We start from the raw sequence: 14,736 nt of genomic DNA on the forward strand, positions 1-14,736 counted from the left end.
TGGATTTCACCGCCCGGGCGTCCGTCCCGTAAGATCGAGCAGTTGCCTCGGCGAGGGACGGTGCACGGCTGCCACGGCAGGGCGTGACGAGGTCCGTGATCGACGCGGTGGCCTGACGTGGAGCACTTCATGGTCGGGTTCGCCTCTGCGTGCGGCCCTGAACGACCGTCCCGCTCCGTCACTGCCGAAAACCGCGCGTCGTCCCGCGTCGAGGCCGACCACAGAGACCGCCTCATCCGAGATACCCAGGAGACCCCCCGTGTCCGACAACACCAAGCTCGTCGCCGAGAAGCGCACCGACTTCGGCAAGGGCGCCGCCCGCAAGATCCGCCGCGCCGGCAACATCCCCGCCGTCATGTACGGCCACGGCACCGAGCCCGTGCACATCTCGCTGCCCGGCCACGACACGATGATGGCCCTCAAGCAGGCCAACGCGCTGCTGACGATCGTCGTCGACGGCAAGGAGCAGCTCGCTCTCGCCAAGGACGTCCAGCGCGACGCCATCAAGCCGGTCATCGACCACGTCGACCTCGTCGTCGTCCGCAAGGGCGAGAAGGTCACCGTCGACGTCGCCGTGCACCTCGAGGGCGAGGCCGCTCCCGAGACCGTCGTCACGCTCGACCACAACACGCTCCAGGTCGAGGCGCTCGCCACGAACATCCCCGAGAACGTCGTCGTCTCCGTCGAGGGCCTCGAGGCCGGCACGCAGATCCTCGCCGGCGCCGTCGAGCTGCCCGAGGGCGCGACGCTCGTCACCGACGAGGAGGCTCTCGTCGTCAACGTGACGCAGGCCATCTCCGCCGAGGCCCTCGAGGCCGAGCTCGCCGAGGCCGAGGCCGAGGCCGGCATCGAGCGCGAGGAGTCCGACGAGGAGGCCGCCGAGGCCGCCGCCGAGGGCGAGTCCGCCGAGGGCGACGACGCCAAGGCCGAGGGCGACGAGGCCTGAGCCTCCTCTCCCTTCCGTGGCGCCGCGCGCCACACCACGCGTCCACGGGTCCCGCCCGAGCTCCGGCTCGGCGGGGCCCGTGCCCGCACCACCAGCACGACCGCCCCTGACCCGCGGGCTCGTCGCCCACCCAGCACCCACCGATCGAGGACCGCATGGACACCTGGCTCGTCGTCGGACTCGGCAATCCCGGGCCCGGATACGCCGGCAACCGGCACAACGTCGGCGCCATGACGGTCGAGGAGGTCGCCGGTCGGGCGACGGGTGGTCGCGCCACGTTCAAGGCGCACAAGGCCGCCCGGGCCCGCGTCGCCGAGGCGCGCCTGCGGGTCGGCGGCCCCAAGGTGGTCCTCGCCGTCCCCTCGATGTTCATGAACGAGTCGGGGTCGGCCGTCGCGGGGCTCGCGAAGTACTACGACGTGCCCACCGACCACATCGTCGTGCTGCACGACGAGCTCGACATCGACGCGGGCCTCGTCCGGCTCAAGCAGGGTGGCGGTGAGGGCGGCCACAACGGGCTGCGCTCCATCTCGCGCTCGCTAGGGACCCGTGACTACCTTCGCGTCCGCCTGGGCATCGGGCGCCCGCCCGGCCGCCAGGACCCGGCCGACTTCGTGCTCAAGGACTTCTCCAAGGCCGAGCGCACCGAGGTGCTGCCGTTCCTCGTCGACGAGGGGGCCGATGCCGTCGAGGCGCTCATCGAGGTCGGGCTGCTCGACGCCCAGCAGCGCTTCCACGCACCACGCTGACGGCCCGTGACCCTCGGGCCGCGGCCCCGTCGACCTCCACCGAGCGGGCGCCCGCACCGGCGTCACGGCTGTCGCCGCACCGACCTAGACTGGAGGACCTGATGCCGCACCCACTGCTGTCCGCCTTCAGGGCGCTTCCCGATGTCCGCCACGTCCTCGACCAGGTCGGGCGGGCCCGTCTCGTCGACGTCTCCGCGAGCGACGGCACCCGGCCGTTCCTCGTCGCTGCGCTGGCCCAGCGGGCCGACGGGTCCGCAGCCGCGTCGACCGACCCGTCGGCCACCGAGCCCGCCCCGCTCGTCGTCGTCACGGCGACGACGCGCGAGGCCGACGACCTCGCGAGCGCCCTGGGCCTCTTCCTCCCCGCCGACCGCATCGCCGTCTTCCCGTCGTGGGAGACCCTGCCGCACGAACGCCTCTCGCCCCGCAGCGACACCGTGGGTCGGCGACTGGCCGTGCTGCGGCGGCTCGCCCACCCCGATCCCGACGACCCGGCATACGGCCCGCTCTCGGTCGTGGTGGCACCTGTGCGCGCCGTCCTCCAGCCCCTGACCAAGGGGCTCGGCGACCTCGTGCCCGTCGCGCTGCGTGCCGGCGACGAGCGCCCTCTCGAGGACGTCGTCGACGCCCTCGTCGGCGCCGCCTACACCCGCACCGACCTCGTCGAGCGACGCGGCGAGTTCGCCGTGCGAGGAGGCATCCTCGACGTCTTCCCGCCGACCGAGGAGCACCCGGTCCGCATCGAGTTCTGGGGCGACACCGTCGAGGAGGTCCGCTGGTTCAAGGTCGCCGACCAGCGCTCCCTCGAGATCGCCGACCACGGGCTCTGGGCCCCGCCCTGCCGCGAGCTGCTGCTCACCGACGACGTGCGCGCCCGGGCGCGGGCCCTCGCCGACCAGCTGCCCGGTGTCGCCGAGATGCTGTCGAAGGTCGCCGAGGGCATCGCCGTCGAGGGCATGGAGTCCCTCGCCCCGGCGCTCGTCGACGGCATGGAGTCGGTGCTCGACGTCCTGCCCGAGCGCTCGATCGTGCTGCTCGCCGACCCCGAGCGGGTCCGCCGCCGCGCCCACGACCTCGTCGCGACGAGCGAGGAGTTCCTCGAGGCGAGCTGGGCCAACGCCGCCGCCGGCAACCAGGTGCCCGTCGACCTCCAGTCGCTGCTCGGCAGTGCGTCCTACTGGTCGCTCGCCGACGTCCGTGCCCTCGCCGAACGGTCCGGTCGCCCCTGGTGGACGCTGACGCCCTTCGCGGCCGACGCCGACCTCGTCATCGAGGACGACGACGTCGACGAGCGCCTCGCCGTGCGCACCACCGACCCCGAGGCCTTCCGCGGCGACACCGACCGCGCCGTCGAGCACCTGCGCGAGCGGGTCGCCGACGGCTGGGCCGTCGCCGTCGTCACCGAGGGCCCCGGCCTCGCCAAGCGCGTCGCCGAGGTGCTGGGCGAGCACGAGGTCGCCGTGCGTCCCCTCGACACCACCCGCGACGACGCGCTCGAGCCGGGCTGGGTCCACGTCACGACCGCCACGCTCGGCCGCGGCTTCGTCCACGAGGGCGCCCGCGTCGAGGTGCTCACCGAGACCGACCTCACCGGGCAGCCCGGCAGCGGCACGTCCACCAAGGACATGCGTCGTATGCCGTCGCGGCGCCGCAACCAGGTCGACCCGCTGCAGCTGCGCCCCGGTGACCACGTCGTCCACGAGCAGCACGGTGTCGGCCGCTTCGTCGAGATGATGCAGCGCACCGTCGCCGGCGCGACCCGCGAGTACCTCGTCATCGAGTACGCCCCGGGCAAGCGGGGCCAGCCCGGTGACCGTCTCTTCGTCCCCACCGACCAGCTCGACCAGGTGACGAAGTACGTCGGTGGCGAGGAGCCCACCCTCAACAAGATGGGTGGCTCCGACTGGTCCAAGACGAAGTCGCGGGCCAAGCGCTACGTCAAGCAGATCGCGGCCGACCTCATCCGTCTCTACAGCGCCCGCCAGGCCACGAAGGGACACGCCTTCGCGCCCGACACCCCGTGGCAGCGCGAGCTCGAGGACGCCTTCGCCTACGTCGAGACCCCGGACCAGCTGATCAGCATCGACGAGGTCAAGGCCGACATGGAGAAGCAGGTCCCGATGGACCGGCTCATCTGCGGCGACGTCGGCTACGGCAAGACCGAGATCGCCGTTCGCGCGGCGTTCAAGGCCATCCAGGACGGCAAGCAGGTCGCGGTCCTCGTGCCGACGACCCTGCTCGTGAGCCAGCACCAGCAGACCTTCGCCGAGCGCTACTCGCAGTTCCCGGTCAAGGTCGCCTCCCTCTCCCGCTTCCAGAGCGACAAGGAGGCCAAGGACGTCATGGCCGGGATGGCCGACGGCACCATCGACCTCGTCATCGGCACGCACCGCCTGCTCGCCAAGGACGTCACGTTCAAGGACCTCGGGCTCGTCATCATCGACGAGGAGCAGCGCTTCGGCGTCGAGCACAAGGAGCTGCTCAAGACGATGCGCACGGCCGTCGACGTCCTGTCGATGTCGGCCACGCCGATCCCGCGCACGCTCGAGATGGCCGTCACCGGCATCCGCGAGATGTCCACGCTCGCAACGCCGCCCGAGGAGCGCCACCCGGTGCTGACCTTCGTCGGCGCCTACGACGAGAAGCAGATCACGGCGGCGGTGCGCCGCGAGCTGCTGCGCGAGGGCCAGGTCTTCTTCGTGCACAACAAGGTGAGCAGCATCGAGAGGGCGGCGGCACGCCTGCGCGAGCTCGTCCCCGAGGCGCGCATCGCCACCGCGCACGGCCAGATGGGCGAGCACAAGCTCGAGCAGGTCGTCGAGGACTTCTGGGAGAAGCGCTTCGACGTGCTCGTCTGCACGACGATCGTCGAGACCGGCCTCGACATCTCCAACGCCAACACCCTCATCGTCGAGCGCTCGGACGTCCTCGGCCTGTCCCAGCTGCACCAGCTGCGCGGTCGCGTCGGCCGTGGCCGCGAGCGGGCCTACGCCTACTTCCTCTACCCGCCCGAGAAGCCGATGACCGAGACGGCGCACGACCGTCTGCGCACCATCGCCAGCAACACCGACCTCGGCTCGGGCATGGCCGTGGCCATGAAGGACCTCGAGATCCGCGGCGCCGGCAACCTGCTGGGCGGCGAGCAGTCCGGCCACATCCAGGGCGTCGGGTTCGACCTCTACGTGCGGCTCATCGGCGAGGCCGTGTCCGACTTCCGCGGCGACGCAGTCGACCTGCCGGCCGAGATCAAGATCGAGCTGCCCGTCGACGCGCACCTGCCGCACGACTACGTGCCGGGGGAGCGGCTGCGTCTCGAGGCGTACAAGAAGCTCGCGACGGTCGAGACGTTCGAGGCCGTCGACGAGATCGAGGCCGAGCTGCGCGACCGCTACGGCGCACCGCCGAAGCCCGTCGAGAACCTCCTCGAGGTCGCGCGGCTGCGCGTCGTGGCCCGCGAGGCGCGCATCGGTGACATCGGCGTGCAGGGCAAGGTCGTGCGCTTCGGCCCGGTCAAGGACCTCCGCGAGAGCCAGCAGCTGCGGCTCATGCGCCTCTACCCGGGCACGCTCGTCAAGGACGCCCTCGGCACCATCCTCGTCCCGGCCCCGATGACGGCCCGGGTGGGTGGCAAGCCGCTCCGCGACGTCGAGGTGCTGACGTGGGCACGGCAGCTCATCACGGCCGTCCTGCTCGACGACATCGCCGCCGCGTCGGGAGCCGCGGCCAGGGCCTCGGCGGGCGCTTCGTCGGGCGCGGCGAAAACCCGCGTGGCAGCACCGTAGGATGTCAGACGCATCCGCCAGAGGAGGAAATCAGTGAAGGCTTGGTCTGCTCAACCCGCGAAGCGCGTGGCTGTCGTCGGCATCGCCGCGCTCGGCGCCGTGTCGCTGCTCGGCGGGTGCGGTTTCGAGACGCGCCAGCAGGCCGCCGCCGTCGTCAACGGCGAGGTCATCCACGAGTCCGACGTGCGTGAGACGTACGACCAGCTCAAGGCGGCCAAGCTCGACTTCGCCGAGAACATCGTCGTCACCGCCCTCGTCGCGGCGCCCCTGCTCAAGGACGTCGTCGGCAAGTCCGGCAGCTGGAAGCCCGACGAGACGTACGCCTCGGTCATCTCCTCCATCCCCGACGCCACCGACACGACGAAGGAGTTCGTCGCGGCGGTCGCCCTCATCCAGTCGCAGAAGATGACGCCCGCCGACGTCGCCGCCTACCGCGCCGACCTCAAGAAGGCCGACATCAGCGTCAACCCCAAGTACGGCTCCGTCGTGCAGTCCGCCGAGGGGCCCGTCTACTTCACCATCGGTCAGCAGACGCCCAACTGGGTCAAGCCGGGCGGCAACACCGCCCCGGTCACCGCCCCGGCCACGGCCCCGGCCCAGTAGACCTCCGCAGCCCTCCGTCGTGACCGCCCGCGTCGTCCTGCTCGTCACGACCCCACGCATCGCCCCGGGTCTGCTGACCCGTGAGGCGTGGCAGAGCCTCGAGCGGGCGTATGCCGTGTGGGGCCGTCCCGACGAGCCGCTGGTCGCCGCGCTCGTCGAGGCCGGCATCGCGGTGCTTCCCCGCGAGGACGGTCACCCGGCCGACCTCGCGCGCGACCTCGTCACCGCCTCCGAGGCGGGTGACGTCGTGTGGGTCGGCTCCTCCGACGGTGACCCCGGCCTCAGCGACGCCGTCGCCGTCGAGGTGACCCGGCTGCCCGAGCCGCCCGAGGTCGAGCTGCTCATCGGCTCGTTCGACGTGCCCGGTGCCCGGCTGCTCGACGTCGTCGCCGTCATGGACCGGCTCCGGTCACCCGGAGGCTGCCCCTGGGACGCGAAGCAGACCCACGACTCCCTCGTGCCCTACCTCCTCGAGGAGGCGCACGAGGCCATCGAGGCCATCGAGAGCGGCGATCCATCGCACATGCAGGAGGAGCTCGGCGACCTGCTGCTGCAGATCGCGTTCCAGTCCCGCGTGGCGCAGGAGCACCCGAGCGAGCCGTTCGACATCGACGACGTCGCCGGCGGTCTCGTCGACAAGCTCGTCCGGCGACACCCGCACGTCTTCGCCGACGTCGAGGCCGACACGGCCGACGCCGTCGAGGCCAACTGGGAGTCGATCAAGGCCGACGAGAAGCAGCACCGCACCCACCCGGTCGAGGGCGTCCCGAGCTCGCTGCCGGCCCTGGCCCGGGCCGAGAAGTACGTCTCCCGCCTGCGTCGCGTGGGCCGCGAGGACCTCGTCGACGCCGCCGTCGCTGGTGGGGGGCTCGGTGCGCAGCTGCTCGACCTCGTCCGCACGGCACGGGCCGAGGGCATCGACGCGGAGGCCGCCCTCCGCCAGACCCTGCGCGCTCTGGAGGCCGCCAGCGCGGCCAGCACGGACCCGGACGCCGACTCCGACGCCGACTCAGACCTCGACGCCGACGCCGACGTCTGAGCCGGCCGGACGGCATACGCCCTCGGGGTCGTGCCGGCCCACGCCGGACGAACGGTGAGGGCCACGTCACCGGGGTGCGGTCGCGGAACTCACCGGGCAGAGGATGCGCGTCAGTAGGCGCCGCGCGAGGCGAAGACAGCGTGGATGGTCTTGGCCATGATCGACAGGTCCTGGACGATGGACCAGTTGTCGACGTAGTAGAGGTCGAGGCGCACGGTGTCCTCCCAGGACAGGTCGCTGCGTCCGGAGACCTGCCAGAGGCCGGTCACGCCGGGTCTGACGTGGAGGCGGCGCTGGACGTCGGGCACGTAGCGACGCACCTCGGCGGGTAGGGCGGGTCGGGGGCCGACGAGGCTCATGTCGCCGTTGACGACGTTGATCAGCTGGGGCAGCTCGTCGATGGAGTAGCGGCGGATGAACGCGCCGACCCGGGTGATGCGCGGGTCGGCCTGGGCCTTGAAGAGGACGCCGTCGGCGTTCTGGTTCAGGTGCGAGATGCCGGAGAGCCTGGCCTCGGCGTCGATGACCATGCTGCGGAACTTGAGGCACTCGAAGAGCTCGCCGTCGCGGCCGACGCGGGTCTGCCGGAAGAGGATCGGTCCGCCGTCCTGGAGCTTGGTGGCGATCGCGACGAGGATCATCAGGGGCGCCGCGACGAGCAGCAGGAGCGTCGCTCCGGCGAAGTCGAAGGCGCGCTTGAGGCCACGTGAGGCGCCCAGGCTCTGCGGCTGCTCGACGTGGACCAGGGGCAGTCCGCCGACCGGGCGCATCGCCATCCGCCCGGAGCTGATGTCGCTGAGGCTGGGGACGACCGCCATCTGCACGTGGTGGCCCTCGAGGTCCCACGCGATGCGGCGGAAGTCGACGGCCGAGGGGAACGCGCCCTCGGTGAAGACGACCATGTCGGCCTTCTCGGCGATGACCGACTCCGCGGTCTGCCCGGTGTTCCCGACGACCGGCACGCCGCGCGGGGTGGCCGCGGTGGGGTGCGACGAGGGCGTCAGCGCGCCGACGATGCGGTAGCCGAGCCACGTCTCGCGCTCGAGCACCGCGGCGACGTCGTCGACGTGTGAGGCCGAGCCCGAGATGAGGACCCGGGTCAGCAGGTGGCCGTGGGCGTGGGCCCGGTGCACGAGCCGGCGGGCGTACCACCGCCAGAGCAGCACGAGCGGGACCCCGATCGCGAAGATCAGCACGAAGAAGCCTCGCGAGAGGTTGAACTTCGTCAGGTAGCTGAGGATCCCGATGGCCCCGGCCGTGAGGCCGGCCGCGCTGCACACCCGGGCGTACTCGATCGTGCCGACCCCCAGGTGGCTGCTCGTGTACGTCCCGAGCGCGAGGTTGGCGACCATCCACGCGGCGACGATCCACAGGCCGACCGACTGGGCGACCTGGTTGACGTCGTTCGCGGCGTTGAAGACGTCGAGACTCGTGCGTCCGACGGCCGCCAGCGCGGTCGCCGCCGTGATGATGACCAGATCACCACCGGCGATCCCGAGCTGCAGCAGACGCTGCCCCCGGCCCCTCTCGCTGAGCGGCTGCGTCACCGGACGCGCGCTCACATTCAGTAGAACAACCCCCGACTCGCGCATGGGTTGACCCATGACAACACCCCACCCCCGGCACCCACTGGTGCCCTATTCACGACCAGCTCCACCCCCCCGGATGGCTAGTTGTGAGTATGCCTTCTCCCGGTCAGCCTTTGGTAAGGAAGTAGTAAAAATGTTTGGTCGGAAGGACCCCGGTTTGTCCCCGTGCCCGATACGTCCCGGTCTGCCCCACGTGCCCTTCCACCTGCCCGTATGCCGGGTCGCTCCACCGGCCCGGAGACCCCACGGGCTAGGCTCGTCCCCAGCACCTGTGCTCGGTGCGCGGGGGGTTCGCAGCGCTGCGACTCGTCCGCGCCGAGCACTCCATGAGCACCCATGAGCAGCACCAGCACAGGAGAGCCAAGTGGCCAGCATTGAGGAGATTGGCGCCCGCGAGATCCTGGACTCGCGCGGCAACCCCACCGTCGAGGTCGAGATCCGTCTCGACGACGGCACGTTCGCTCGCGCGGCCGTCCCGTCGGGCGCCTCGACCGGGGCCTTCGAGGCGTCCGAGCGGCGTGACGGCGACAAGGGCCGCTACCTCGGCAAGGGCGTCGAGCAGGCCGTCGACGCGGTCATCGAGGAGATCAACCCGCGCCTCGTCGGCTTCGACGCGAGCGAGCAGCGCCTCATCGACGCTGAGATGATGGCGCTCGACGGCTCCGCCAACAAGGAGAACCTCGGCGCCAACGCGATCCTCGGCGTCTCGCTCGCCGTCGCGCACGCCGCCGCCGAGTCGGCCGGCCTGCCGCTCTTCCGCTACGTCGGTGGCCCGAACGCCCACGTGCTCCCGGTCCCGATGATGAACATCCTCAACGGTGGGTCGCACGCCGACTCCAACGTCGACATCCAGGAGTTCATGATCGCGCCCGTCGGCGCGCCCACCTTCCGCGAGGCCGTGCGCTGGGGCGCCGAGGTCTACCACGCGCTCAAGAAGGTCCTGCACGAGCGCGGTCTCGCGACCGGCCTCGGCGACGAGGGCGGCTTCGCCCCGAACCTCGAGTCCAACCGTGCCGCCCTCGACCTCATCCTCGAGGCGATCAAGGCCGCCGGCTACGAGCCGGGCCGTGACATCGCCCTCGCGCTCGACGTCGCGGCGTCCGAGTTCTTCGAGGACGGCTCCTACGCCTTCGAGGGCGCGAGCAAGTCGGCCGACGAGATGATCGCCTACTACGCCGAGCTCGTCGAGGCCTACCCGCTCGTCTCCATCGAGGACCCCCTCAACGAGGAGGACTGGGACGGCTGGAAGTCCATGACCGACCTGCTCGGCTCCAAGGTGCAGATCGTCGGCGACGACCTCTTCGTCACCAACCCCGAGCGACTCGGTCGAGGTATCTCGACCGGCACCGCCAACGCGCTGCTCGTCAAGGTCAACCAGATCGGCACGCTCACCGAGACGCTCGACGCCGTGACGCTCGCGCAGAGCAACGGCTACCGCTGCATGATGAGCCACCGTTCCGGCGAGACCGAGGACGTCACGATCGCCGACCTCGCCGTCGCCACCAACTGCGGCCAGATCAAGACCGGTGCCCCGGCCCGCTCCGAGCGCGTCGCGAAGTACAACCAGCTGCTGCGCATCGAGGAGGAGCTCGACGACGCCGCCGTCTACGCCGGCACGGGCGCCTTCCCGCGATTCGACGCGAGCCGCTTCGGCGCCGAGGGCTGAGCTCGTGGCCGACCGCACGCCGTCCCGCCCGGGCCGCCCGTCGTCGACGGGCCGCTCGGGCGGTGGCGCGCGACCGGCCTCCCCCCGGCAGGCCCCCGGTGCGAAGCCCGGTCCGAAGGCCACGTCGAAGCCGGGGGCCGGTGCCGGGACGTCGGGCTCGACGTCCACCGGTCGCCCGTCCTCGGCCCGGTCGACCAGCCGTGCGGGCGCGAGCCGCTCGTCCGCCACCCGGCCGGGCCAGTCCCGTCCCGGGGCCGCGCGCGCGAGCCGTCCCGGAGCCGGCAAGGAGCGTCCGGCCCTGGCGGCCCGCCCCCGCACCCCGCAGACGGCCCCGCCGTCGGCCTCGACGGCCTGGGTGCGCGGTGCCATCCTGCTCGGCATCCTCGTCATGCTCGCCGTGACCATCGTGCCCACCCTCCGCTCGCTCGTCCAGCAGCGGGGCGACGCCGCGGCCATGCAGGACAAGGTCGCCGCCCAGCGTGACACCGTGGCCCAGCTGGAGCGCGAGGCCGCGCTGTGGAAGGACCCCGCCTACATCGAGGTCCAGGCCCGCGAGCGCCTCAAGTTCGTGCGGGTCGGCGACCGCGCCTACACCGTCATCGACCCGTCGACCAACGAGGCGAGCGCTCCCGCTGCGGAGCGCCCCGTCGTCGCCGCGCCCATGGCCAACGCCGCATCGCCGTGGTACGGCAAGGTGTGGCAGTCCATCCAGATCGCCGACCGACCCACCGCCGGGGTCAACCGCCCCAAGTGACCTCGTCGTCACCCACGGCAACCCCGGCGCCCCTGAGAGCCCGAGAAGTGAGTCCCGCGTGAGCGACCCCTCCCGTCCGTCCGCACCGGCCGCCGCCGGCGCCCACCACGTCGAGGTCGCCGACCTCGACGCCGTCGAGCGCCAGCTCGGTCGCCGCCCGCGCGGTGTGGCCGAGGTGGCCCACCGCTGCCCGTGCGGGGAGCCCGACGTCCTGCGCACCGAACCCCGCCTGCCCGACGGCACTCCCTTCCCGACGACGTACTACGCGACGTGCCCGCGCCTCACCGGCGCGGTGAGCACCCTCGAGACGGCCGGGGTCATGAAGGAGATGACCGAGCGGCTCGCCCACGACGAGGAGCTCGCCGCCGCCTACGCGAGGGCGCATGAGCACTACCTCGCGCAGCGGGCCGAGCTCGGAGACGTGCCCGAGATCGACGGCATCTCGGCCGGTGGCATGCCCACCCGCGTCAAGTGCCTCCATGTCCTCGTCGGACACTCCCTGGCGGCCGGTCCGGGCGTCAACCCGCTCGGCGACGAGGCCCTCGCGATGCTCGACGACTGGTGGCTGCCGACGTCGTGCGCAGCCCTGCACGCGGCCGAGGACGCCGGCGTCGAGGGAGCCCCGGGTGAGTGACGGGCTCGTCCGCGTCGGCGCGATCGACTGCGGCACCAACTCGATCCGTCTGCTGGTCGCCGACGTCGACCCGCTGACAGGGGCGCTCGCCGACGTGCTGCGCCGGATGGAGATCGTCCGCCTCGGCCACGGTGTGGACCGCACCGGTGTCATCGCCCCCGAGTCGATGGAGCGCACGCTCGCCGTCACGCGGGAGTATGCCGCCTCGTGCCGTGAGCTGGGCGCCGTGCACGTGCGCTTCGTCGCCACCTCGGCGTCCCGCGACGCGCGCAACGCCTCGGACTTCATCGAAGGTGTGCGCGCGGCCTTCGTCGAGCACTACGGCTCCGAGGTCTCGCCTGAGGTCGTCTCCGGTGACGAGGAGGCCGCACTGTCGTTCGCCGGTGCCACGGGTGGCCTGGCGGCCCAAGGTGTCTCCGGGCCTTACCTCGTCGTCGACCTCGGCGGCGGCTCGACCGAGCTCGTCCGCGGCACCGACCACGTCGAGGCCGCACGCTCGGTCGACATCGGCTGTGTCCGGATGACCGAGCGACACCTCGTGACCGACCCCGCCACCCACGACGAGGTCGCCGCTGCCACCCGGGACATCGACGCCGCACTGGACGTCGCGGAGTCCGTCGTCCCGCTCGAGGGCGTCGCGACGCTCGTCGGTCTGGCCGGCAGCGTCACGACGATCACGGCGCACCTGCTGCGCCTGCCGGCATACGACCCCGAGCGCATCCACCTGGCCCGCTCCACCCCGGCCGACATGGTCGCCGCCTGCGACGACCTGCTGGCGATGCCGCGCGCGCGGCGCGCCGAGCTGCCCTACATGCACCCGGGACGCGTCGACGTCATCGGCGCCGGTGCGCTCGTGTGGCGCCGCATCGTCGAGCGGGTCGTCGACCGTGCAGGCGTCACCGAGGTCGTCACGTCCGAGCACGACATCCTCGACGGCATCGCCCTCAGCGCGGCCCGGCGCAGCTGACCGACGCCTGACCGGCGGGTCAGCGGCGGGGGAGCGCGGCAGCGAGGAAGGGCTCGTCGGCCTGCTCGTGCACGCGACGGCGGTTGGCGCGCAGGCGGGCCGCCATCCAGAGCGCGGCCGAGACGCCGAGCGCCCACGTGCCGTTGGAGACCGTCGCGTCGACGACGCCGTAGGTGACGAAGAAGAGTGTCACGAAGACGACAGCGCGCACGTGCTTCGCCGAGAGGCGCACGGCGGCGAGGAGCAGCCCTCCCCAGAGGAGGTACCACGGGTGGATGACCGGACCCGAGGCGCAGAGCACGAGCAGGGCTCCGGCCGTGGCGAGCACCGGGTTGCGCGGTGCGACGCGCCAGGTGATCCAGGCGATGGCGGCCAGACCCAGGAGCAGCCCGATCGTCTGGGCGATGGGGACGGGCGCCGAGGTCACGCTCTCGGGCATGCCGGCGAGCCTCAGCAGCCACTCGACGACGCTGCCGACGAACGTCGGCGGCGAGAGCATCGAGCGCAGCGACACGGGCACGGAGAGGTTGGGGATCCAGCCCCAGCCCAGACCGGAGACCGCGGTGATCGCCGTGAAGGCGGCCGCGGTGACGCCGCCGAAGACGAGGCCGTGCCGGACCATCGCCTTCAGCCGTGCAGGAGCTCCGGGCTCGAGATCGGTCTGCGCCTGCAGGGCCATGCCGACGACGCCGATGAGCGCGAGGACGGCCGTCTGCTTGTAGGCGGCGGCCGCGGCGATCGTCACGGCCGCGACGACGAACTGGCCGCGGCTCGCGAGGAGCAGGGCGAAGGTCACGAGGGCGACCATGACGGCGTCGCCGTGGCCTCCGCCGACGAAGTGCATGAGGACGAGCGGGTTGAGCACGCCGAGCCAGAGGGCGTGCCGACCACTGACGCCGTAGCGCTCGGCGAGGCGCGGCAGGGCGTAGGCGAGCAGCCCGACCGCGAGGAGCGCCGGCACGCGCATGGCCAGGGCCGAGACGTAGGCGTTCTCCGGGAAGATGCTGACGACGAGGTGCTGGACCTGCAGTGCGAGCGGACCGTAGGGCGCCGGCGTGTCGATCCACATCGGGTCGACCTGGTCGGCGAAGGGGCCGGGCACCCAGAACGGCCCCACGGCATACGGGTCCATCCCGCGCAGGACGATCTGTCCCTGCGCGGCGTAGCTGTAGGCGTCGCGGCTGAAGAGCGGCGGCGCGAGCATGATCGGCAGGCTCCAGAAGAGCCAGGCCATCGACGGGGCCTTGCGGCCGTGCACGGGGCGCATCCGCAGCCACGCGTCGACGAGCAGGGCCATGCCGACGGCGAGCAGGATCGTCGTGAGGACCCGTCCGGCGCCCGAGCCGAGCCACACGAGGCCGAAGCGCTCGATGAGCGGCGAGGCCGGCAGCTCGAAGGTGTCGGCGGGCAGGAAGGCGGGGCTGACGGAGCCGGCGGCCACGAGGGTCGTGCCGAGCGTGCCGCGCCGGACCATCGGGTCGGCCCACGTGCGCCGGAGCGCGGCGGAGAGGCGGTCACCGAAGTCGACGACGCGCGGGTCGACGACCCAGGCCGCGCGCGGCGGAGCAGCGGTCGTCGCGCCGGCGACACGATGCTCCAGCACCCGCTGCTCCTTCGTGTGGTGAGGGGTTCGCACTCGAGGTGCGGTACAGGTCGGGAAGGAGCGCATCGGAAGGGCCCCTGGACCTCGGTCTCGACGGCCAGTCTAGGCGGAGCGGGCGCGTGCGTGCCGTGCCACGCCAAGGCGTGAGCCGGGCGTTACCGAACCGTGCCGGACAGTCGACGCCCGTGACGTACCCCCGGAGGGACTCGAACCCTCACCTGTGGCGATTTTAAGTCGCCTGCCTCTGCCGATTGGGCCACGGGGGCGGGGTCCCCAGTATGCCGTCGTGCCGGGTCGCCGGGGTCACCGCGGCGCGCGTCACGATCCCGTGTCGGGCGAGCACTTCTCGCGCGCGGGAACCTTCCGGTGGGGTGCGTTCGCTTACTCTTGGGGACAGTCGCCAC

At 72.1% G+C, this 14,736-nt stretch carries 11 protein-coding genes and 1 tRNA gene; 9 read left to right on the plus strand and 3 right to left on the minus strand.

What is annotated here, in order from left to right; all coding sequences use genetic code 11:
• Nucleotides 1–259: 259 nt before the first annotated feature.
• From AC1DW8_RS06520 to AC1DW8_RS06540, 5 genes are all read left to right on the plus strand, one after another.
• On the plus strand, nt 260–946 hold the full coding sequence (locus AC1DW8_RS06520; RefSeq protein ID WP_056778004.1) for a 50S ribosomal protein L25/general stress protein Ctc: 687 nt from the start codon (nt 260–262) through the stop codon (nt 944–946).
• A gap of 155 nt (nt 947–1,101) precedes the next feature.
• The gene (gene pth, locus AC1DW8_RS06525) at nt 1,102–1,695 is read left to right on the plus strand and encodes an aminoacyl-tRNA hydrolase (protein WP_056778006.1); all 594 of its coding nucleotides are present in this window, start codon (nt 1,102–1,104) and stop codon (nt 1,693–1,695) included.
• A 101-nt stretch (nt 1,696–1,796) separates the two neighbouring features.
• Nucleotides 1,797–5,477, plus strand: a complete 3,681-nt coding sequence (gene mfd / locus AC1DW8_RS06530; protein WP_478092718.1) for a transcription-repair coupling factor — start codon at nt 1,797–1,799, stop codon at nt 5,475–5,477.
• A gap of 66 nt (nt 5,478–5,543) precedes the next feature.
• On the plus strand, nt 5,544–6,080 hold the full coding sequence (locus tag AC1DW8_RS06535) for a hypothetical protein (protein WP_056778013.1): 537 nt from the start codon (nt 5,544–5,546) through the stop codon (nt 6,078–6,080).
• 19 nt (nt 6,081–6,099) lie between these two features.
• Complete coding sequence (locus AC1DW8_RS06540) at nt 6,100–7,119, plus strand: nucleoside triphosphate pyrophosphohydrolase (RefSeq protein WP_478092720.1); 1,020 nt, start codon at nt 6,100–6,102, stop codon at nt 7,117–7,119.
• 110 nt (nt 7,120–7,229) lie between these two features.
• Here AC1DW8_RS06540 and AC1DW8_RS06545 read toward each other — a convergent pair whose 3' ends face one another.
• Entirely contained in the window at nt 7,230–8,666 is a 1,437-nt protein-coding gene (locus AC1DW8_RS06545; RefSeq protein WP_082619915.1) for a sugar transferase, read from the minus strand.
• Between the two features lie 406 nt (nt 8,667–9,072).
• On the opposite strand from AC1DW8_RS06545, the gene eno reads away from it, so the two are divergent.
• Genes eno through AC1DW8_RS06565 form a run of 4 tightly spaced genes read left to right on the plus strand, consistent with a single transcriptional unit; the run spans nt 9,073 to nt 12,729 of the window.
• Nucleotides 9,073–10,374 (plus strand): phosphopyruvate hydratase, encoded by a 1,302-nt coding sequence (gene eno, locus AC1DW8_RS06550; protein ID WP_020144939.1) that lies wholly within the window; start codon nt 9,073–9,075, stop codon nt 10,372–10,374.
• Between the two features lie 4 nt (nt 10,375–10,378).
• Nucleotides 10,379–11,128 carry an FtsB family cell division protein gene (locus AC1DW8_RS06555; RefSeq protein WP_478092722.1) on the plus strand — a complete coding sequence of 250 codons (750 nt, stop codon included), beginning with the start codon at nt 10,379–10,381 and terminating at the stop codon, nt 11,126–11,128.
• 58 nt (nt 11,129–11,186) lie between these two features.
• Nucleotides 11,187–11,762, plus strand: a complete 576-nt coding sequence (locus AC1DW8_RS06560) for a DUF501 domain-containing protein (protein ID WP_478092724.1) — start codon at nt 11,187–11,189, stop codon at nt 11,760–11,762.
• Nucleotides 11,755–12,729, plus strand: coding sequence for a Ppx/GppA phosphatase family protein (locus AC1DW8_RS06565; protein ID WP_478092725.1), 975 nt, complete (start codon nt 11,755–11,757; stop codon nt 12,727–12,729). The genes AC1DW8_RS06560 and AC1DW8_RS06565 overlap by 8 nt, the downstream gene beginning before the upstream one ends.
• Nucleotides 12,730–12,748: 19 nt before the next feature.
• Here AC1DW8_RS06565 and mptB read toward each other — a convergent pair whose 3' ends face one another.
• A complete protein-coding gene (gene mptB / locus AC1DW8_RS06570) occupies nt 12,749–14,332 on the minus strand; it encodes a polyprenol phosphomannose-dependent alpha 1,6 mannosyltransferase MptB (protein WP_478092727.1) in 1,584 nt (527 codons plus the stop codon).
• 191 nt (nt 14,333–14,523) lie between these two features.
• A tRNA-Leu gene (locus AC1DW8_RS06575) sits at nt 14,524–14,598 on the minus strand.
• Between the last annotated feature and the right edge of the window lie 138 nt (nt 14,599–14,736).

Source organism: Terrabacter sp. P2_E3, assembly GCF_056403915.1.